The following is a 19,041-nucleotide window of genomic DNA, read 5'->3' on the forward strand; positions in this document are numbered from 1 at the left end:
ATCCGCGGCCGCCTCGAACCCCAACAACGCCGCGTCCCCGACCGCGGTCACGCCCGCTTCCCGCAGCAACGCCAGAGCCCCCTCCACCCCGGACGGACCGGCCCCGGCAGCGTAGCCGACGCCGGCTCCGGCCCCGACTCCGGTTTCTGCGCCCCGGCCCGCGTCCTGGAAAGGAATGAAACCCCTGAAGATTTCCATGAACACAGTCTCTCAGAGGGGTCCGACACATTTCGGAGGTCCGCGAACCGAATCACCGGAGCCGTCCGGGGGCAGGACGGAGTGCAACTAAACTGGACTGGATCCCTTGCTCGCCCACTGTTAGGACAGATTGCACATGGCCGTATTGAATATCCGCATCATCGGGGATCCTGTGCTGCGCACAGTTGCCGATCCCGTGACGGAATTCGGGCCTGAGCTGGCGAAGCTTGTTGCCGACATGACCGAAACCATGGAGGACGTGGACGGCGCAGGCCTGGCGGCGCCCCAGATCGGCGTCAGCAAGCGCGTGTTCACCTACCGCATCCGCGGCGTCGAGGGGCACATCATCAATCCTGTTCTCGAAAACAGCGATGACTTCCAGCCCGACGAGATGGAGGGTTGCCTCTCCATCCCCGGTCTCGGCTTCCCGGTCCGCCGCTACCGGCACACCCGCGTCACCGGCGTCAACCTGCACGGCCACCCCGTTGCGGTCGAGGGCGAAGGCATGCTGGCGCGGGCTTTCCAGCACGAGACCGACCATCTCGACGGCGTCCTTTTCACCGACCGGCTCGAAGGCGACGACCGCAAGGCCGCGCTGCGAGCCATCCGGAACGCCAACTACGACTCCATCGCCGAGCAGACGACGGCGAAGCGCGCCAGGACGGTCGGCACCAGCTTCGGTGCCGGCACCACGGGTTCCGGAAGCTTCGGCGCCTTCGGTAACACCCAGTGAGGGTACTCTTCGCGGGGACTCCGGCCGTGGCCGTGCCGTCACTCGACGCGCTCGTCGCGGCAGGATTCGACGTCGTTGCCGTCCTCACCCGCCCGGACGCGCCGCTCGGGCGAAAACGAGTGCTGACGCCATCGCCGGTAGCCGTCCGTGCCGCGGAACTGGGCATCAGGATCATCCACGCTTCTAAGGTCGACGCCGCGGTGACCGGGCAGATAGCGGCTGCCGCCCCCGACGTCGCCGCCATCGTGGCCTACGGCGGGCTCATCCCGAGGGCCGCCCTGGACGTTCCCCGGCATGGCTGGATCAACCTGCATTTCTCCCTGCTGCCGGCCTGGCGCGGCGCGGCCCCCGTGCAGCGGTCCCTGATCGCCGGCGACGATGTCACCGGGGCGGTCACGTTCCTGCTGGAGGAAGGGCTGGACACCGGCCCGGTGTTCGGCACCCTGACCGAATCGGTCCGGCCTGACGACACCGCCGGGGCCCTGCTCGAGCGGCTGTCCCACAGCGGTGCTGTGCTGCTGACCCAGACGCTGTCTGCGCTCGACGCCGGCCGGGCCGCCGCGGTGCCGCAGCACGGCGAGGTCAGCCTGGCCCCCAAACTCAGCCTCGAAGACGGCCGGCTCGACTGGCAGCAGCCCGCGCTGGCGATCGGACGGCGGGCCCGCGGGGTCACGCCTGAGCCTGGCGCCTGGACCACCCTCGACGGTCAGCGGATCAAGCTGGAGCCGGTGGTCATGCGGCCCGGGGAGGCGGCGCTGAAACCGGGACAGCTGGCCCTGGCGGGCAAGAGTGTGCTGGTGGGAACCGGTTCCCACCCGGTGGAGCTCACCCGGATCCAGCCATCGGGGAAGAAAATGATGACCGCCGCTGATTGGGCGCGCGGACAAGCAACACTGGAAAGCGTGGTATTCGAATGAGCGAGTCCGGGACAAGCGGAAGCGGCCGTGGAAACGGCCCCCGGCGCGGCGGATCGGGTGGCCAGGGCGGCGCCGGCCAGGCCGGCAGGGGACGGGACGGCAGCCAGCGGAACGCGCAGGGCCGGGAACGCAACCGCGGACCCCAGCGCGGCTTCACCGAGAACGCGCCGTCGCAGCGCACCCGCCGTGCGGATCCCGCCCGGCTCGTGGCCTTCGAAGTGTTGCGTGCCGTTGCCGCCGAGGACGCCTATGCCAACCTTGTCCTGCCCGCCCGCATCCGGCACCATGGCCTCGACAAGCGTGATGCCGGCTTCGCCACGGAGCTAAGCTACGGGGCGCTGCGCGGCCAGGGCACTTACGACGCGATCCTGGCCCGTTGCGTGGACCGGCCGCTGGACCAGCTGGACCCCGCCATCCTGGACGCCCTCCGGATCGGGGCCCACCAGCTGCTGGCCATGCGCGTCCCCGCCCATGCCGCGCTGGACCAGACCGTGGGCCTGGCCCGCGCCGTCATTGGCGCCGGGCCGTCGGCGCTGATCAACGCCGTGCTGCGCAAGGTTTCGGCGCACACACTTGAGGAGTGGCTGGACCTCCTGCTCAGCGACGAGACGGACGAAACCAAAAAAGCCGCCATCCGCTACGCCCACCCGGAGTGGATTGTCCGGGCGCTCCGGCAGTCCCTGGTTGCCCATGGGCGCCCGGTCAGCGAAATCAGTGACCTCCTCGAGGCGGACAACGCCGCACCGGTGGTCAACCTCGTGGCCCTGCCAGGGCTTGGCAGCCTCGACGAGGCCCTCGAAGGCGGTGCCACGCCCGGCGAACTCGTCGAAGGCTCCGCACTCTCCAGCGGCGGAGACCTCGGCCGGCTCGCCTCCGTCCGCGAAGGCACCACCCGGGTCCAGGACGTCGGATCGCAGCTCGTGGCCCGCGCCATGGCCGCCGTCGCCCTTGACACCGGCGTGAAGGTGCCGGGCACGGAGGGGAGTGGCGTTCAGGAGACTGACGGCGACAGCCGCCCCGGCCAGGAACGGGAAAAACCGGCTGAACGCTGGCTGGACATGTGCGCCGGTCCCGGCGGAAAGGCAGCCCTGCTCGGCGCGCTCGCCCGGGAGCAGGGTGCTACGCTGCTGGCCAACGAACCCGCACCGCACCGCGCCAAACTCGTCCGGCAGGCTCTCGCTGCTGTTCCGCACGAGGTCTGGCATGTGCGGACCGGCGACGGCCGCGAGGTCGGCACCGAAATGCCTGAAAGCTTCGACCGTGTGCTCGTCGATGCGCCCTGCACCGGACTCGGCGCCCTGCGCCGCCGCCCGGAGTCACGCTGGCGCCGGACCCCCAAGGACCTGACGGACCTCGGCCCGCTGCAGCGCGAGCTGCTGAAGTCAGCGCTGGCGGCCGTCAAACCCGGGGGCGTGGTGGCCTACGTGACGTGTTCGCCGCACCCGGCGGAGACGACCGCCGTCGTGAGTGATGTGCTGCGCAACCGCGACGATCTTGAACTGCTCGACGCCGGTGCGGCGCTGGACCGGGTCAGCCTCACCGGGCACCTCGACGCCGGACACGAGCGCACCGCCCAGCTCTGGCCGCATGTGCACCGGACGGACGCCATGTTCCTGGCACTCATCCGCAAAAAGGCCTGATCAACAGGGGATACTGGGGCCAGTAACCCGTGCCTTCACACAGGACATCTCAGCAGAACGACAAGGAATTCCACATGGCCAAGTGCTGTATCAACCCGAGCATTCTCTCCGCCGACTTCGCGAACCTCGAGGCCGAACTGCACAGGATCAGCAACGCCGATGCGGTACACGTCGATGTCATGGACAACCACTTTGTTCCCAACCTCTCGTTGGGGTTGCCGGTGGTTTCGCGACTGCAGGAGATCAGCCCGGTGCCGTTGGATGCCCACCTCATGATTGAGCACGCGGACCGCTGGGCTCCGGCCTACGCCGACGCGGGGGTCGCTTCGGTGACGTTCCACGCCGAGGCATCGATTGCACCGATCAAACTTGCGCGCGAACTGCGGGCCCGCGGCGCCAAGGCAGGTCTGGCGCTTCGTCCGGGCAGCGGGGTGGAACCCTTCCTGGACATGCTCAGTGAAATCGACATGCTGCTGATCATGACCGTGGAACCGGGTTTTGGCGGCCAGGAATTCCTCGACCTCACGCTGCCCAAGATCCGCCGGGCCCGCGCCGCGATCGACGCGTCCGGTCTGGACGTGGCACTGCAGGTCGACGGCGGAATCACCGAAGACACGATCTGGCGGGCCGCGGACGCCGGCGCCAACGTCTTCGTGGCCGGCTCGGCCGTCTACGGTGCCGAGGATCCGGCCGGGGCGATCGAGCGGCTCCGCGCCTCCGGGCGCCGTTAGTCACGCACCGGGCCGGGGCGCGCTGTGACGCGTGCGGTGCCGGGGATCTGGCCGGCGCCGAAAATGACGCACTGCGTAACACGCGCCGGCGGGAATACCCGAAGCTACCCGGCGGTTGTGCCAGAATAGCAAGACACATACGTGCTCCGGGGTCGGTGTAAGTCCGAACCGGCGGTTACAGTCCGCGACCCGCGAGCCGGCGCTTTCCCTTGGGAGGTGTGCCGGCAGACGGTTGAACCGGTGAAATTCCGGTACCGACAGTTAAAGTCTGGATGAGAGAAGCACGTACAGCTGTTACTGCGGCGCCCCACTGGCGCCGCGGAAGTTCGCTGTCGTATACCCCCGGAGCCATCGCGGCTTTTGAGGGAAGGAACGACAAACACATGCATTCTCTGCGATGGCTCTTCGCCGACACCACGGTTTTTGAAAGCCTGGTGACCGGTTGATGAGCCCCCAACACTTCATCCACAAGGCAACGGACGACGCCGCGGCCCTGGCCTTGGCTGGTTTCAGTGCCGCCGAGGTCGCCGCCATGGATGCCGCCATGGCAGCAGCCCTGCAAGGGCCCCGGGGCGCTAACCCGCTGGTTGGCGCCGTTGTGATCACCGCCGACGGAACCCCGCTGGTTACGGGCTACCACCGTGGCGCGGGGACTGCCCACGCGGAAGCCGACGCGATCCAGCAGGCAAGCGACGCCGGCCACGAACTCAGCGGCACCACCATGGTGGTCACACTGGAGCCGTGCAACCACTGCGGACGCACAGGTCCCTGCGCCCAAGCGATCATCGAGGCCGGCATATCGGACGTTGTCTACGCGATCGATGATCCGCACGACCCCGCCGCCGGCGGCGCGGCAACCCTGCGCGCCGCAGGAGTCCGTGTCCGGTCCGGACTCGGCGCACAGGCCGCGCTGGAGCTGAACCGGCGCTGGTTCGACGCCGTAGCGGCCAAGCGGCCCTTCGTCACGCTCCATATCGCGCAGACGCTCGACAGCCGCATCGCCGCCAGCGACGGGACCAGCCAGTGGATCTCCAGCCCGGAGTCGCTCGCCGACAACCACGCCCTGCGCGGCCGGATCGACGCGATCCTGGTCGGAACCCAGACCGTCCTGGTGGACAACCCGCGCCTGACCGCGCGCGGCGCCGACGGGGAACCGGTCGGCCGGCAGCCCCTGCGCGTGGTGATGGGCTACCGGGGGATACCGGAAGGAGCCGCGATCAACGGCGACGACGGCAAGGTCCTCCACGTGCCTACCCGGGACCCGCGGGAAGCACTGGACCGGCTCTTTACCGCCGGAGTCCGGCATCTCATGGTCGAAGGCGGCTCCCGCATCCTCAGCGCCTTCCTGGCCGCCGGGCTCGTGGACGAACTCATCGTCTACCTCGCCCCGACGCTCCTCGGCTCGGGAACCCCGGCCCTGGAAGACCTGGGCATCACCACCCTGGCCGCCGCCCAGCACTGGGAATGGGACCCCGCTTCCGGCGGGGCGGTCCAGCCGCTTGGCCGCGACCTGCGGCTGCATCTGAGCCCCGCCCGGGCAGCGGACCCACTGGCACCAGTGGCAGCCGCGATCAGCAATTCATCCGACTCAACCCCGTTCCGCATAGGCGCGGACACCGCCGCAGGAGGCAACTGATGTTCACCGGAATAATCGCCGAGCAGGGAAAGGTGTTGTCCGTTGAACGCAACGGCGACACCAGCGCCACCGTCCGGCTCCACGCGCCCGCCAGCACCGAGGGACTCGCCCTCGGCGGCTCCATCGCCGTCAACGGCGTCTGCCTCACGGCCACGGAGATCGACGGCAGGGACTTCAGCGTCGACGTGATGGGCGAGACCCTCACCCGCAGCACCATTGGCGAACTCGCGGCCGGGGACCCGGTCAACCTGGAACGCTGCGTTCCGGCCGGCGGCCGGCTCGACGGACATGTCGTCCAGGGCCACGTCGACGGCGTCGGCCAGCTGCTCGAGCGCGAGGCGCTGGGCAACTGGGACCGGCTGCGCTTCGGCGTTCCCGCGGGGCTGGCGCGCTACATTGCGGAGAAGGGGTCCATCGCCGTCGACGGCGTTTCGCTGACCGTGACCGCGGTGAGCCCGGCCGCTGAAACGGCGCCGTGGTTCGAGGTGGGGCTGATTCCCACCACGCTGGCCGACACGGGACTGGGCGCGAAAGCCATCGGCAGCCACGTCAACCTCGAAGTCGACGTCCTGGCGAAGTACACTGAGCGCCTGCTCGCATTTTCAGGCACAGCAGCCGGCGGAGCAGCAGTACGCGCGGAGGGGGCGACAGCGTGAACAACGTCAAGGACATCCCTGCCACGCAGCCCCTTCGCACCGACGCCGCCGGCACCGCCTTGGCCGCCGGGCTTGCACCCGCGCCGGTCATTCCTCCGGCCGGCCTCGATCTGATTGAAGACGCCGTCCGCGCCATCGCCGCCGGGCGTCCCGTCCTGGTGGTCGACAACGAGGACCGCGAGAACGAAGGCGACATCATCTTCGCCGCGCAGCACGCCACACCCGCCCTGATGGGCTGGACCATCCGGTACAGCTCCGGCGTGATCTGCGTGCCGCTCGACGAGGGCCGGGCCGACGCCCTCGCGCTGCCGCCGATGGTCGAAATCAACGAGGATGCCAAAGGCACGGCCTACACGGTGTCCTGCGACGCCGCGGTCGGCGTCAGCACCGGAATCTCCGCCACGGACCGGGCCCTGACGGCCCGGATCCTGGCCGATCCCGGGAGCCAGCCGGCGGCGCTGACCCGTCCCGGGCATGTTTTTCCGCTCCGCGCCGTTAAGGGGGGAGTGCGGGAACGTCCCGGCCACACTGAAGCAGCCGTGGAACTCTGCCAGCTGGCCGGACTCGAGCCCGTTGGTGTGATCGCCGAAGTGGTTTACGACAACGGAGAAATGATGCGGCTGGACGGACTTCGCGGTTTCGCCGTCGAGCACGGCTGCCCGCTGATCTCGATTGCGGACCTTGTGGCCTACCTGGCGGCCGGACCAGCTGCCGGCCACGCAACGGACCCCTTGTGATGGAGGAGAAACGATGACGACGTCGGAAGCACAAGAACAGCGGGAGGCCGGACGGCCGCCGCACCCGGTCAGCGCCGGGCCGATCGTCCAGCTGCCCACCGCCTTCGGCGAGTTTTTGGCGCAGGCCTGGACTGATCTGGCCACCGGTGCCGAGCATCTGGCGGTCAGTTCCCCGCTGCCCCCGGTCGACGGGATGGCGCCGCTGGTCCGCCTGCATTCGGAGTGCCTCACCGGCGACGTCTTCGGATCCTACCGCTGCGACTGCGGTGAGCAGCTGGCCTACGCCCTGGAGATGATCAACGAGTTCGGCGGGACACTGCTCTACCTGCGCGGCCAGGAGGGCCGTGGGATCGGCCTGGCGAACAAGATGAAGGCCTACGCCCTGCAGGAAGCCGGCTTCGACACCGTGGAGGCCAACGAACAGCTGGGCCTGCCCGTGGATGCCCGCTGCTACAAGGCGGCGGCCCAGATCCTCGCGGACATGGGCCTGCAGGAGATCCGTCTGCTGAGCAACAACCCGGACAAGCAGGACCGGCTGGCCCAGGCGGGCGTCCGCGTTGTGGAGATGGTGCCAACTGAGGTTCCCTCCCGGGAGCAGAACCTCCGCTACCTGCAGACAAAGAAGGACCGGATGGACCACCGGCTGGTCCTGGACATGGAGCCGGCAGCGCCGGTTGCCGGTCCGCGCGGTTTTGAGCACGAACAAGACTGACAAACACCCAAGACTGTCGGCCGGCCCCCTGGGCCGGCCGCGGCTTCAACATGACACGCCAACACGACACACTACGACTGAGCAGAACAAGGATTCCCAGATGAGCGGACACGGCGCACCACAAATTGACCTCAGCACCTTCAAGCCGGAGGAAACCTCCCGGCTGAAGCTGGCCATCGTGGCCGCGAGCTGGCACACCCAGATCATGGACGGGCTGCTGGACGGCGCCCTGCGCGCGGCGAAGGACGCCGGCATCAGCGAACCGACCGTGCTCCGTGTCCCCGGCACCTTTGAGCTCCCCGTCGCCGCCGCCCGGCTGGCACCGCACTTCGACGCCGTGGTGGCCCTCGGCGTCGTGATCCGGGGCGGAACCCCGCACTTCGAATATGTCTGCGAGGCGGCCACGCTGGGCCTGACCGAGGTTTCGGTGCGCACCGGGGTCCCGGTCGGCTTCGGTGTGCTCACCTGTGACACGGAACAGCAGGGCATCGACCGGGCCGGGCTCCCGGGCTCCACCGAGGACAAGGGCCACGAGGCCGTCACCGCAGCTCTCGCCACCGCGGTGACGCTCAAGCAGTTCAGCTAGGCCGCCGGGCACACGCCGGCCGCGTCCCGGAAGGGACGCGGCCGGACCGTGTGGTCTGTGTTATCGCTCACATCCCGGTCGTCATGCAAGCGCCCGGCAGGCGTCCCCTGCCCGCGAGCAAGTAGGCTGGAGGGTGTGAAGAATTTCGAATCGCTGTTCGCAGAACTGAGTGAGAAGGCGGCCGACCGTCCGGAAGGCTCCCGCACCGTCGCCGAACTGGATTCCGGAGTCCACGGCATCGGCAAGAAAGTCGTGGAGGAAGCAGCCGAGGTCTGGATGGCTGCGGAGTACGAATCCGATGAAGCCGCCGCCGAAGAGATCTCGCAGCTGCTCTATCACCTGCAGGTTCTGATGCTCGCCAAAGGACTCAGCCTGGAAGACGTCTACAAGCATCTCTAGCCACGTCCCCGCCGGAAACCCGCCAGGCCCCGTCCTGCGAATCCTGCGCCCAGCGTGGCCCGCCGTGCCTGAGCCGACTGACCTGGACGGACTGTTTCTGAACGGACTTCGTCCCCACCAAGAAAGACCTCCCCAATGCTGAGAGTTGCCGTCCCGAACAAGGGATCCCTGTCCGAAGCCGCTTCCGCCATGCTCGCTGAAGCCGGCTACCGCCAGCGCCGCGACACCCGCGAGCTGGTCATGCTGGACCCGGACAACGACATCGAATTCTTCTTCCTCCGCCCCCGCGACATCGCCGTCTACGTCGGCCAGGGCACGCTCGACGTCGGGATCACCGGCCGCGACCTGCTCCTCGACGCCGAGGTCGAAGCCGAGGAACTGCTCCCGCTGGGATTCGCCGCCTCCACCTTCCGCTTCGCCGGACCGGTGGGAGACTTCGCCACGGTCGAGCAGCTCGACGGCAAGCGCCTGGCCACCAGCTACGACGGACTGCTCCGCGGCTACCTGGCCGAGCGCGGCATCAAGGCCAAGGTCGTCCGCCTCGACGGCGCCGTCGAATCCTCCGTGCGCCTCGGCGTCGCGGACGCGATCGCCGACGTCGTCGAAACCGGCAACACCCTCAAAGCCGCGGGCATGGAGATTTTCGGCCAGCCCATCCTGCACTCCGAAGCCGTCCTGATCGGCCGCAAGGGCGAGCAGAACCCGGCCGCCGAGGTGCTCATCCGCCGCCTGCAGGGCGTCCTCGTGGCGCACCAGTACGTGATGATGGACTACGACATCCGCAAGGAACTCGTGGAAGAAGCCGCGGCCCTCACCCCCGGACTGGAATCGCCCACGGTGTCGCCGCTGCGCGACTCGGACTGGGTCGCCGTCCGCTCGATGGTGCCGAAAAAGCAGACCAACCGGATCATGGACGAGCTGTACGACCTGGGCGCCCGCGCCATCCTGGTCAGCACGATCCACGCCTGCCGCATCTGACTCGGCGCCAGTGAACCGTCCGTGAGCAAATACCAGGAGAAGTCATGGCAGTAGCCGTCCGCGTTATCCCGTGCCTGGACGTTGATGCCGGCCGTGTGGTCAAGGGCATCAACTTCGAAGGACTCCGCGACGCCGGGGACCCCGTCGAACTGGCGCACCGCTACGACAACGGCGGCGCCGACGAGCTGACCTTCCTTGACGTCACGGCCTCCTCGGGCAACCGGGAAACGACGTTCGACGTCGTCCGCCGCACCGCCGAGGAAGTCTTCATCCCGCTGACCGTCGGCGGCGGCGTCCGCGGTGTGGCCGAAGTGGACCGGCTCCTGCGCTGCGGAGCGGACAAGGCAGCCATCAACACCGCGGCCGTCGCCCGTCCCGACGTGATCGACGAGATCACCCGGCACTTCGGGTCCCAGGTCCTCGTACTGTCCCTTGATGCTCGGCGCACCCGGCCGGGTTCGCAGCCCACCCCCTCCGGCTTCGAGGTCACCACCCACGGCGGCCGGCAGGGCACCGGAATCGACGCCATCGCCTGGGCCCAGGAAGCGGCCGACCGCGGCGTGGGGGAAATCCTGCTCAACTCGATCGACGCCGACGGCACCAAGGACGGCTTCGACCTGGAACTGATCCGCCTGGCGCGGGCGGCGGTCAAAGTTCCCCTGATCGCGTCCGGCGGCGCCGGCAAACCGGAGCACTTCCCGCCGGCCGTGGCGGCCGGCGCTGACGCGGTCCTCGCAGCATCCGTCTTCCACTTCGGACCGCTGGACATGATCGCGCAGGTCAAGGCCGCGATCCGGGACGCAGGCTTCGAAGTCCGCTAGCCCACCGCCTAAAGCAACGCGGGGTCACGTAGCGCCCATCCCGGCGGGGATTTGGGCGCTACGTGACCCCGCGTTGTTCGTAGGGGGCGTTGTTGGGATTTGGGGAGTCGGGGCTTAGAGCCCGACTTCGGCGGACTGCAGGAGCGCGACGGCGTCCGGCTGGCCCTCGAAGGTCACGAGCGCGTGGCGGGTGCGGCCATGGGCGTGCATCAGGAGTTCGCCCGGCTCGCCGACGATCGCCACGGACACCGGCGCGCGTTTGGCGACGTGGCGCGGCCCGGAGGGGCGGACCAGCACGATCCCGAGGTCCACGCCCCGGTAAAGTATGGCCGCACGCTTGACCAGTTCATCCCACAAAGCGTCGGAGTACTCCTCGTCCAAGGCCCGCGGCGCCCAACGGTCCACGGCACGGCGGACGTCCTCGGTGTGGACGAAGTATTCGATCAGGTTGGCGCTCTCGTCCAGCGCCTTGATCTTCAGCGGCGAGAACGCGGCCGGGCCGGCGCGGAAGGATTTGACCAGCTTGTTGTAGTCCTCCGGCGTGGTGAGCCTGGCGGCGAGATCGGCGGTGGCCTGGTCCGACGCCTTGGAGAGGCGTTTGATCAGCAGTCCCAGTCCGACGGCGGCTTTGCGCTCGCGCAGGTACAGGTGGGCAGCAAGGTGCCTGGTAAGCCAGCCCTTACAGAGCGTGGGGGAGTCAGGACCGGCCGCCAGTAAGGTTTCGGCCAGAACTTCTCGGGATGGATCGACGAAATACATCACTTGTGAAACTAGCACGAGACAGCCCCGGGTGGGCGCGTGAACCGCCGTTGTTTGGCCGCCGGGAGCGGATTCACATCACGGTGACGCCGATGTTAAGCGCGGTTCCGGGCTGCTGGGCGGCGCCGCGCCGCGAAGCACTACACTGGATCTGATGTCTGAGCAGCCCGCCCCCGCCCCTTTCACTGGAAATACTGTCAGTGGAAACGCCGTCACCGGAAACGCCGATCCCGGATCAGCCGTGCCGGCAGGCCCGCTGCCGGTGGGCCTTGCCGAAGCCCTGAAGCGGGACAGCGCCGGCCTGGTCGCTGCGATTGTGCAGCAGTTCGACACCAACGAGGTGCTCATGCTGGGCTGGATGGACGATGAGGCCCTGCACCGGACCATGACCAGCGGGCGGGTGACGTTCTACTCCCGTTCCCGCCAGGAGTACTGGCGCAAGGGCGACACGTCCGGCCACGTGCAGTGGGTCAAGTCACTGGCCATGGACTGCGACGGCGACGCGCTGCTGGTCCGCGTGGACCAGGTCGGCGCGGCCTGCCACACCGGGACCCGGACCTGCTTCGATGGCCGCGGACTCGACGTCGTCACCGGCCAGGCCGGCTGACCCGGCCACTGCCGGCGCTTCGGGCGCCGCATCGGGGACCGGCCCCGCAAACTCAACCTTCAGGACCACTGAAAGAACAGGCGGAAACCACAGCCATGCAGGACCTTGGAATCATCAGCCCGGGCCTGGCGGAGTTCCGTGAACTCGCAGGCCACAGCCGTGTTATCCCCGTCCGGCTGAAGGTGCTGGCTGACGCCGAAACCCCGATCGGGCTGTACCGCAAACTCGCCCAGGGCCAGCCCGGCACCTTCCTGATGGAATCCGCGGCCGTCGGAGGGTCATGGTCCCGCTACTCCTTCATCGGCGCCCGGTCACGGGCCACCCTGACCACCAGGGACGGCCAGGCGCACTGGCTCGGCGAACCTCCGGTCGGTGTACCGCTGGGCGGCAGCCCGGTGGACGCGATCCGGGACACCGTCGAGGCCCTCCGCACCGACCGTTTCGACGGCCTGCCGCCGTTCACCTCCGGGCTGGTCGGCTTCCTCGGCTGGGAAACCGTCCGGCACTGGGAAAAACTGACCAGCCCGCCGGAGGATGACCTGCAGCTGCCCGAGATGGCGCTCAACCTCGTCACCGACATGGCCGTGCACGACAACATGGACGGCACCGTGCTGCTGATTGCCAACGCGATCAACTTCGACAACAGTTCCGAACGGGTCGACGAGGCATGGCACGACGCCGTCGCCCGGGTCAAGGGCCTCCTCGCCCAAATCAGCACTCCCGTAAAGCAGCCCGTCTCCGTGCTCGACCCGGCCGCACTGGACTTCGCCTCCAGCGTGCAGGAACGCTGGAATGAGACGGACTATCTCGCCGCCCTGGACCGCAGCAAGGAAGCGATCGTCGACGGTGAGGTGTTCCAGGTCGTCATCTCGCGGCGCTTCGAAATGGAATGCGGCGCGGACCCGCTGGACGTCTACCGGGTGCTCCGGAACACCAACCCCAGCCCCTACATGTACATCTTCAGCCTCGAGGACGCCGCCGGCCGGCAATATTCAATCGTCGGCTCCTCCCCGGAGGCACTGGTGACCGTGACGGGCGAGGAAGTCATCACGCACCCCATCGCCGGCTCCCGGCCGCGCGGCAAGACGGTGGAAGCGGACAAGGCCCTGGCCGAGGAACTCCTCGCGGACGAGAAGGAACGCGCCGAACACCTGATGCTGGTGGACCTGTCCCGCAACGACCTGTCCAAGGTCTGCGTGGCCGGTTCCGTCGATGTCACGCAGTTCATGGAAGTCGAGCGCTTCAGCCACATCATGCACCTGGTCTCCACCGTGGTCGGCAAGCTGGCGCCCACCGCCAAGGCCTACGACGTGCTGAAGGCGACGTTCCCGGCCGGAACGCTGTCCGGCGCCCCGAAGCCCCGCGCGCTGCGCCTGCTCGATGAGCTGGAACCGCACCGCCGCGGGATCTACGGGGGAGTCGTGGGCTACCTCGACTTCGCCGGAGACATGGACATGGCCATTGCCATCCGCTCGGCCCTGCTGCGCGAAGGACGCGCCTACGTGCAGGCCGGCGGCGGCATCGTGGCCGACTCGGTGAACGCCACCGAGGCGATCGAAACTGTCAACAAGGCCGCCGCGCCGATGCGCGCCGTCCACACGGCCCAGTCACTGCGCAACATCACGGCCGAGTCCATTTCCGACGCCGGCTCGCCGTCATGAGCGGCACCACGGTCCGGAGCAACAGCCCCGTCGTTCCCCGCTGGGCCCGGAAATCCACCCTGGTCCTGGCCATCGCCGTCCTGGCACTGGCAGTCTTCGGCACCACAACGCAGACGTGGCTCACCGTCCACCTCGACCCGGCCCAGCTCGGCCAGGCCGTCAACAGCCAGGACGGACTGCAGGTGCAGGGCAGCAAAGCCGCGACCACCGTGACGGCCCTTGCGCTCGTGGCCCTCGCCGGCGGACTGGCCGCGTCGATCGCCGGCCGGGTCGCCCGCTGGATCATCACGGCGCTCATCCTGCTGGCCGCCGCCGGCATCGTGAGCGCCGCCGCGATCGTCATCGCAGACCCGCTGGCCGCCGCCCAGGGTTCCATCGCCGCCGCCACCGGGATCACGGGCAGCAACGTGTTGGTGGATGTCACGGTATTCCCGGCCCTCGCCGTCGTGGCCGGCGCCCTGCTGGGCCTCAGCGCGCTGCTGGTCATTCCCGCCGGCCGTTACTGGACGTCGCGGACAAAATACGACACCGCCGCAACCGGCATCGCCGCCGGCGGGTCCGCGGGGGCCGCCGGGCCCCCGGACGAGATCGACAGCTGGGACCGGTTGTCACGAGGTGACGACCCCACCTGAGCCGATGCCGCGGGCACGCCAGTAACGCGGCCAACATCACTGCCAATAAATGGCAGAATGTAAGCAGTATTTACCCTGAGGAGATTTCAATGAGCAAAGCACCTGTTTCCGCCCCCAAGCCCGCTGCCGGAACCGGCTACTCCTACGATGACATCGATCACCGCGAACCGACCGGCCACGGCAACAGCCCGGCAGCCTGGACCACCGTCATGGTCATGCTGGTCGGCGCCCTCATCATGTCCATCGCCTTTGTCCTCGCCAACACCACGATCTTCATCGTGGGCGGCGTTGTGCTGCTGATTGGCCTGGCCATCGGCTTCGTCATGCGCAAGGCCGGATACGGTGTGGGCGGCAGCAAGCTGAAGAACTCCGGCCACTAAGCGTGACTGTTCTCGATGACATCAACGCCGGTGCCAGGGAGGATATGCAGGCCCGCCAGCGCCTCGTCACGCTTGCGGAACTGAAGGACCGGGCCGCCGCCGCACAGCCGGCGCGGGACGCCTGGACGGCCCTGGGCGGCGCCTCGGCAACGCGTGCGCAGCTGAAGGTCATCGCCGAAATCAAACGCCGCAGCCCCTCCAAGGGTGATCTCGCCAGCATTGCCGACCCCGCCTCCCTCGCCGTGCAGTATGCCGGCGGCGGCGCAGCCGCGATCAGCGTGCTGACCGAACAGCGCCGCTTCAACGGTTCGCTCGCCGATTTCGACGCCGTCCGGGCAGCCGTGGACATCCCGTTGCTGCGCAAGGACTTCATGATCGACGAGTACCAGATCTGGGAAGCCCGGGCACACGGGGCCGACCTGATCCTGCTGATCGTGGCGTCCCTGTCCGATGCGCAGCTGCGCGAGTTCAGCGCCCTCAGCCGCGAACTTGGCATGAACGTCCTCGTCGAGACGCACACGGCCGAAGAAATTGAGCGCGCGGTTGCCGCGGAGGCGCGGATCATCGGCGTCAACGTGCGGGACCTCAAGACGCTCGACGTCGACCGTTCCGTTTTCGCCGAACTCGCCGGGGGCATCCCCGCCGGCGCGCTCGTCATCGCGGAATCGGGCGTGCGCGGCGTCAACGACGTCCGGCACTACGCCGCGAACGGGGCCAACGCGGTCCTCGTCGGCGAGGCCCTGGTCAGCGACGCGGCCCCGCGGGAGCGGATCGCGGAATTCATGGCAGCCGGAGCAGAAGAAATCGCCGCACGTTCCTGACCCGCGCTCCGGCCGGGCAACGCCTGGCCGGACGCCGGCAGCGGCTCCGTGCGGCCCCAGATCTATTGAGCAGTGGAACAGGATGGTGAGACTGATGGTCGATGCACCAGCAGCAGGCTCCGACGAGAGCGCCGTGGACGCGTTCCTGCAGGGTGGGGAATCCCTGCGGCACGCCCCCGGACCCTACTTCGGCTCCTACGGCGGCCGATGGATGCCCGAGTCGCTCATCGCAGCCCTGGATGAGCTTGAGGACACCTTCGAGAAGGCCAAAGCCGACCCGGAGTTCACCGCGCAAATCAAGGAGCTGAACAAGAACTACTCGGGCCGGCCCTCGCTGCTGACCGAGGCCAAGCGCTTCGCCGAACACGCCGGGGGAGTGCGGATCTTCCTCAAGCGCGAGGACCTGAACCACACCGGTTCGCACAAGATCAACAACGTGCTGGGCCAGGCGCTCCTTGCCAAGCGCATGGGCAAGACCCGTCTCATCGCCGAGACCGGCGCCGGACAGCACGGCGTCGCCAGCGCCACCGCCGCCGCCCTGATGGGCCTGGAATGCGTTGTGTACATGGGCGCCGAAGACTGCCGCCGGCAGGCCCTCAACGTGGCCCGGATGGAGCTCCTCGGAGCCACCGTCATTCCGGTCACCAACGGATCCCAGACCCTCAAGGACGCCATCAACGAGGCGCTCCGGGACTGGGTCGCCAACGTGGACAACACGCACTACCTGCTGGGCACCGCCGCCGGCGCGCACCCGTTCCCGGCCATGGTCCGCTACTTCCACGAGGTCATCGGCGAGGAAGCCCGCGCCCAGATCCTGGCGCAGACCGGGCGCCTGCCCGACGCCGTCTGCGCCTGCATCGGCGGCGGCTCCAACGCCATCGGCATTTTCCACGGCTTCCTGGACGATCCCACGGTCAAGATCTACGGCTTCGAGGCCGGCGGCGACGGCGTCGAAACCGGCCGCCACGCCGCCACCATCACGCTCGGCAAGCCCGGGGTGCTGCACGGCGCCCGCTCCTACCTGATGCAGGACGACGACGGCCAGACCATCGAATCGCACTCCATCTCGGCGGGCCTGGACTACCCCGGCGTCGGTCCGGAGCACTCCTACCTCGCGGACATCGGACGCGTCAGCTACGAGCCGATCACCGACAGCGAGGCCATGGACGCGTTCCGGCTGCTCTGCCGCACCGAGGGCATCATCCCGGCCATCGAGTCCGCGCACGCGCTGGCCGGTGCCATCAAGGTCGGCCAGCGTCTCGCCGACGCCGCCGCGGGCCAGGCCGCAGGCACGGTGTCAGACAAGATCGTGATCGTGAACCTCTCCGGCCGCGGCGACAAGGACGTGGCCACCGCCGCGGAATGGTTCGACCTGCTGGACAAGAATTCACCCGAACACGCGATCGCCAAAGAGGGGGAGCAGCTGTGAACACTGTCCAGGACCCGGGTACCGCCCGGACCGCCAGCAAATCGGCAGCGGCCATTGACCGTGCCAAGGCCCAGGGCCGCGCCGCCCTGATCGGCTACCTGCCCGCCGGCTACCCGGGCGTCGAGGAAACCATCGCGGCCGGCATCGCCCTCGCGGAAAACGGTGCCGACCTGATCGAAATCGGCATCCCGTACTCCGACCCGGTCATGGACGGCCCGGTTATCCAGGCCGCCACCACCGAGGCCCTCGCCAAGGGCTTCCACGTCAAGCAGGTCTTCGACGTCGTCCGCGGGATCACCAGCAAGACCGACGCCGCGGTGCTGGTTATGACCTACTGGAACCCGGTGCTCCGGATGGGTGTGGACGAATTTTCCCGCCAGCTGGCCGAAGCAGGCGGAGCCGGGCTCATCACCCCGGACCTGATCCCGGACGAGGCCTCCGAATGGATGGCAGCGTCGGACAAGTACGGCCTGGACCGGGTCTTCCTGGTCGCGCCGTCGTCCTCGCCGGAGCGGATGAAACGCACCGTTGAGGCGAGCCGCGGGTTTGTCTACGCTGTCTCGATCATGGGCGTCACCGGCGCCCGCGCCTCGGTCAGCTCCGCGGCCAGGGACGTCGTCGCGGCCGCCCACGCTGCCGGCGCCGAACGCGTCTGTGTCGGACTGGGCGTTTCCAACGCCGACCAGGTCCGCGAGATCGCCGCGTACGCGGACGGCGTGATTGTTGGCACCGCGCTGGTCGTGGCAATCGGCGACGGCGGCGCGGATGCCGTAGCGTCCTTGACGAAAGACCTGAGCACCGGCCTTACCAGGGAAGAAGCCTAACCACATGCAGTCAGTCCTCCACGCGGCAGCGATGCTTCCGGCCAGCATTCCGAGCCCGGACTGGTCCGGTTTCGACATCCCGCTGCCCTGGGGGTCGCTGCGCATCCATGCCTATGCCCTGTGCATCCTGCTGGGCATCATCGCCGGCCTGTGGCTCACCTCGGTGCGCTGGACCAAGCGCGGCGCGCCGGAGGGCAGCGTCTGGGACATCGCCATCTGGGCCATCCCCTTCGGCATCATCGGCGGCCGGCTCTACCACGTGGTTTCCTCACCTGACGCGTATTTCGGACCCGGCTTTGACGGCACCGGTGACCTGTCCCTGATCCCGCAGATCCAGCGCGGCGGGCTGGGGATCTGGGGCGCCGTGCTGCTTGGCGCGGTGGGTGCGTGGATCGGCTGCCGCAGGGCGGGCGTCAAGCTCAGCGCATTCCTCGACGCTGCCGCGCCCGGACTGCTGCTGGCCCAGGCCATCGGCCGCTGGGGGAACTACTTCAACCAGGAGCTCTTCGGCGGGCCCACCACACTTCCGTGGGGTCTGCAGGTCGACGCCGACAACGCCAACTTCCCGCCCGGCATGGCCGCGGACACGCTCTTCCATCCGACGTTCCTCTACGAATCCCTCTGGAACCTCGCCGGGGTCGGCATTCTGCTGCTGCTGGACCGCAGGTTCCAGTTCCGCCACGGCCGGCTGTTCTGCCTGTACGCGGTCTATTACACCCTGGGCCGGGTCTGGATCGAAGCGATGCGGATCGACGACGCGGAGCAGATCAGCCTCTTCGGGATCACGGCCCGGCTCAACGTCTGGACCAGCCTCATTGTCCTTCTGGGCGCGCTGGTGGCGTTTATCATCCTGGGGCGGCGCAAACGCGCGGAGCCCGACACGGTGTTTCTGCCGGGCCGTGAACCGGCGCCCACCGGGCTGGACACCGGCACCGACGGTGTCCGCCATTCGGATTTTGCTGTCTCAGATAATGAGTCGCGTGCTAATATTCCTGATAACCAACGCGGTCCGGGCCGCGCTTCCGCCCCAGCGGACGCGCCCAGGGAATCCACGAGCGGCACCGAGCCCGCCACGGGAGTGCCTGCGGCCGGAGCATCCAGCCACCAGGCCACCGGAACCGCGCCGGAAGCTGAGGGCACCAAGTAGCTCAGCGCCGGCAATCCGGGCCGCGGAGTCACCCCTC

Annotated in this window: 22 protein-coding genes and 1 riboswitch; of the genes, 20 read left to right on the plus strand and 2 right to left on the minus strand. The window is 68.4% G+C overall.

The features are described from left to right. The coding region (locus J2X01_RS17730; protein ID WP_310060467.1) for a hypothetical protein at positions 1-198 on the minus strand (198 nt) is incomplete at its 3' end. A 136-nt stretch (positions 199-334) separates the two neighbouring features. Here J2X01_RS17730 and def point away from each other — a divergent pair. The 12 genes from def (at position 335) to hisF (ending at position 10,744) form a co-directional block, all read left to right on the plus strand. Beyond that, on the plus strand, positions 335-931 hold the full coding sequence (def, locus tag J2X01_RS17735) for a peptide deformylase (RefSeq protein WP_310060470.1): 597 nt from the start codon (positions 335-337) through the stop codon (positions 929-931). Then, complete coding sequence (gene fmt / locus J2X01_RS17740; protein ID WP_310060473.1) at positions 928-1,848, plus strand: methionyl-tRNA formyltransferase; 921 nt, start codon at positions 928-930, stop codon at positions 1,846-1,848. The genes def and fmt overlap by 4 nt, the downstream gene beginning before the upstream one ends. Continuing rightward, positions 1,845-3,488, plus strand: a complete 1,644-nt coding sequence (locus tag J2X01_RS17745) for an RsmB/NOP family class I SAM-dependent RNA methyltransferase (protein ID WP_310060476.1) — start codon at positions 1,845-1,847, stop codon at positions 3,486-3,488. Before fmt ends, J2X01_RS17745 begins: the two co-directional genes overlap by 4 nt. Before the next feature lie 74 nt (positions 3,489-3,562). After that, positions 3,563-4,219 carry a ribulose-phosphate 3-epimerase gene (gene rpe, locus J2X01_RS17750; RefSeq protein ID WP_310060479.1) on the plus strand — a complete coding sequence of 219 codons (657 nt, stop codon included), beginning with the start codon at positions 3,563-3,565 and terminating at the stop codon, positions 4,217-4,219. 137 nt (positions 4,220-4,356) lie between these two features. Then, a riboswitch (FMN riboswitch) is annotated at positions 4,357-4,508 on the plus strand. Between the two features lie 243 nt (positions 4,509-4,751). Then, positions 4,752-5,855 (plus strand): bifunctional diaminohydroxyphosphoribosylaminopyrimidine deaminase/5-amino-6-(5-phosphoribosylamino)uracil reductase RibD, encoded by a 1,104-nt coding sequence (gene ribD / locus J2X01_RS17755; RefSeq protein ID WP_310060623.1) that lies wholly within the window; start codon positions 4,752-4,754, stop codon positions 5,853-5,855. After that, the gene (locus J2X01_RS17760) at positions 5,855-6,511 is read left to right on the plus strand and encodes a riboflavin synthase (protein ID WP_310060482.1); all 657 of its coding nucleotides are present in this window, start codon (positions 5,855-5,857) and stop codon (positions 6,509-6,511) included. The genes ribD and J2X01_RS17760 overlap by 1 nt, the downstream gene beginning before the upstream one ends. A gap of 59 nt (positions 6,512-6,570) precedes the next feature. After that, a complete protein-coding gene (ribB, locus tag J2X01_RS17765; RefSeq protein WP_310060625.1) occupies positions 6,571-7,248 on the plus strand; it encodes a 3,4-dihydroxy-2-butanone-4-phosphate synthase in 678 nt (225 codons plus the stop codon). A 13-nt stretch (positions 7,249-7,261) separates the two neighbouring features. Beyond that, positions 7,262-7,960 (plus strand): GTP cyclohydrolase II, encoded by a 699-nt coding sequence (gene ribA / locus J2X01_RS17770; RefSeq protein WP_310060485.1) that lies wholly within the window; start codon positions 7,262-7,264, stop codon positions 7,958-7,960. Between the two features lie 100 nt (positions 7,961-8,060). Further along, a complete protein-coding gene (ribH, locus tag J2X01_RS17775; RefSeq protein ID WP_310060488.1) occupies positions 8,061-8,546 on the plus strand; it encodes a 6,7-dimethyl-8-ribityllumazine synthase in 486 nt (161 codons plus the stop codon). 135 nt (positions 8,547-8,681) lie between these two features. Then, positions 8,682-8,945, plus strand: coding sequence for a phosphoribosyl-ATP diphosphatase (locus tag J2X01_RS17780; RefSeq protein WP_310060492.1), 264 nt, complete (start codon positions 8,682-8,684; stop codon positions 8,943-8,945). 135 nt (positions 8,946-9,080) lie between these two features. Next, complete coding sequence (gene hisG / locus J2X01_RS17785; protein WP_310060494.1) at positions 9,081-9,923, plus strand: ATP phosphoribosyltransferase; 843 nt, start codon at positions 9,081-9,083, stop codon at positions 9,921-9,923. 44 nt (positions 9,924-9,967) lie between these two features. Next, positions 9,968-10,744, plus strand: coding sequence for an imidazole glycerol phosphate synthase subunit HisF (gene hisF / locus J2X01_RS17790; protein WP_310060496.1), 777 nt, complete (start codon positions 9,968-9,970; stop codon positions 10,742-10,744). Between the two features lie 114 nt (positions 10,745-10,858). Here hisF and J2X01_RS17795 read toward each other — a convergent pair whose 3' ends face one another. Further along, positions 10,859-11,503: a TIGR03085 family metal-binding protein gene (locus J2X01_RS17795; RefSeq protein WP_310060628.1), complete on the minus strand. Its 645-nt coding sequence runs from the start codon at positions 11,501-11,503 to the stop codon at positions 10,859-10,861. Between the two features lie 154 nt (positions 11,504-11,657). Between J2X01_RS17795 and hisI the strand changes: the two genes are divergently transcribed. The 8 genes from hisI to lgt all read left to right on the plus strand — a co-directional run bounded on the left by hisI (position 11,658) and on the right by lgt (position 19,004). Next, positions 11,658-12,110 (plus strand): phosphoribosyl-AMP cyclohydrolase, encoded by a 453-nt coding sequence (gene hisI, locus J2X01_RS17800; protein WP_310060498.1) that lies wholly within the window; start codon positions 11,658-11,660, stop codon positions 12,108-12,110. A gap of 95 nt (positions 12,111-12,205) precedes the next feature. Continuing rightward, complete coding sequence (locus tag J2X01_RS17805) at positions 12,206-13,771, plus strand: anthranilate synthase component I (RefSeq protein WP_310060502.1); 1,566 nt, start codon at positions 12,206-12,208, stop codon at positions 13,769-13,771. Further along, complete coding sequence (locus tag J2X01_RS17810) at positions 13,768-14,403, plus strand: Trp biosynthesis-associated membrane protein (RefSeq protein WP_310060505.1); 636 nt, start codon at positions 13,768-13,770, stop codon at positions 14,401-14,403. The genes J2X01_RS17805 and J2X01_RS17810 overlap by 4 nt, the downstream gene beginning before the upstream one ends. Before the next feature lie 89 nt (positions 14,404-14,492). After that, complete coding sequence (locus J2X01_RS17815) at positions 14,493-14,783, plus strand: HGxxPAAW family protein (RefSeq protein ID WP_310060508.1); 291 nt, start codon at positions 14,493-14,495, stop codon at positions 14,781-14,783. A gap of 2 nt (positions 14,784-14,785) precedes the next feature. Further along, a complete protein-coding gene (gene trpC, locus J2X01_RS17820) occupies positions 14,786-15,604 on the plus strand; it encodes an indole-3-glycerol phosphate synthase TrpC (RefSeq protein WP_310060511.1) in 819 nt (272 codons plus the stop codon). A gap of 94 nt (positions 15,605-15,698) precedes the next feature. Then, positions 15,699-17,033: a tryptophan synthase subunit beta gene (gene trpB / locus J2X01_RS17825; RefSeq protein ID WP_310060514.1), complete on the plus strand. Its 1,335-nt coding sequence runs from the start codon at positions 15,699-15,701 to the stop codon at positions 17,031-17,033. Continuing rightward, positions 17,030-17,857 (plus strand): tryptophan synthase subunit alpha, encoded by an 828-nt coding sequence (trpA, locus tag J2X01_RS17830; RefSeq protein WP_310060518.1) that lies wholly within the window; start codon positions 17,030-17,032, stop codon positions 17,855-17,857. Before trpB ends, trpA begins: the two co-directional genes overlap by 4 nt. Positions 17,858-17,861: 4 nt before the next feature. Continuing rightward, a complete protein-coding gene (lgt, locus tag J2X01_RS17835) occupies positions 17,862-19,004 on the plus strand; it encodes a prolipoprotein diacylglyceryl transferase (RefSeq protein WP_310060523.1) in 1,143 nt (380 codons plus the stop codon). Positions 19,005-19,041 lie beyond the last annotated feature (37 nt).

This window comes from Arthrobacter ginsengisoli (assembly GCF_031456935.1).
GTDB lineage: Bacteria > Actinomycetota > Actinomycetes > Actinomycetales > Micrococcaceae > Arthrobacter > Arthrobacter ginsengisoli.

Coding starts and splice junctions, on each gene's coding strand:
- hisF (WP_310060496.1), top strand. CDS start 9,968: ATGGCAGTAGCCGTCCGCGTTATCCCGTGCCTGGACGTTGATGCCGGC.
- hisI (WP_310060498.1), top strand. CDS start 11,658: ATGTCTGAGCAGCCCGCCCCCGCCCCTTTCACTGGAAATACTGTCAGT.
- rpe (WP_310060479.1), top strand. CDS start 3,563: ATGGCCAAGTGCTGTATCAACCCGAGCATTCTCTCCGCCGACTTCGCG.
- def (WP_310060470.1), top strand. CDS start 335: ATGGCCGTATTGAATATCCGCATCATCGGGGATCCTGTGCTGCGCACA.
- J2X01_RS17810 (WP_310060505.1), top strand. CDS start 13,768: ATGAGCGGCACCACGGTCCGGAGCAACAGCCCCGTCGTTCCCCGCTGG.
- ribA (WP_310060485.1), top strand. CDS start 7,262: ATGACGACGTCGGAAGCACAAGAACAGCGGGAGGCCGGACGGCCGCCG.
- J2X01_RS17760 (WP_310060482.1), top strand. CDS start 5,855: ATGTTCACCGGAATAATCGCCGAGCAGGGAAAGGTGTTGTCCGTTGAA.
- lgt (WP_310060523.1), top strand. CDS start 17,862: ATGCAGTCAGTCCTCCACGCGGCAGCGATGCTTCCGGCCAGCATTCCG.
- trpB (WP_310060514.1), top strand. CDS start 15,699: ATGGTCGATGCACCAGCAGCAGGCTCCGACGAGAGCGCCGTGGACGCG.
- J2X01_RS17815 (WP_310060508.1), top strand. CDS start 14,493: ATGAGCAAAGCACCTGTTTCCGCCCCCAAGCCCGCTGCCGGAACCGGC.
- ribH (WP_310060488.1), top strand. CDS start 8,061: ATGAGCGGACACGGCGCACCACAAATTGACCTCAGCACCTTCAAGCCG.
- hisG (WP_310060494.1), top strand. CDS start 9,081: ATGCTGAGAGTTGCCGTCCCGAACAAGGGATCCCTGTCCGAAGCCGCT.
- J2X01_RS17745 (WP_310060476.1), top strand. CDS start 1,845: ATGAGCGAGTCCGGGACAAGCGGAAGCGGCCGTGGAAACGGCCCCCGG.
- J2X01_RS17795 (WP_310060628.1), bottom strand. CDS start 11,503: ATGTATTTCGTCGATCCATCCCGAGAAGTTCTGGCCGAAACCTTACTG.
- ribD (WP_310060623.1), top strand. CDS start 4,752: ATGGATGCCGCCATGGCAGCAGCCCTGCAAGGGCCCCGGGGCGCTAAC.
- J2X01_RS17805 (WP_310060502.1), top strand. CDS start 12,206: ATGCAGGACCTTGGAATCATCAGCCCGGGCCTGGCGGAGTTCCGTGAA.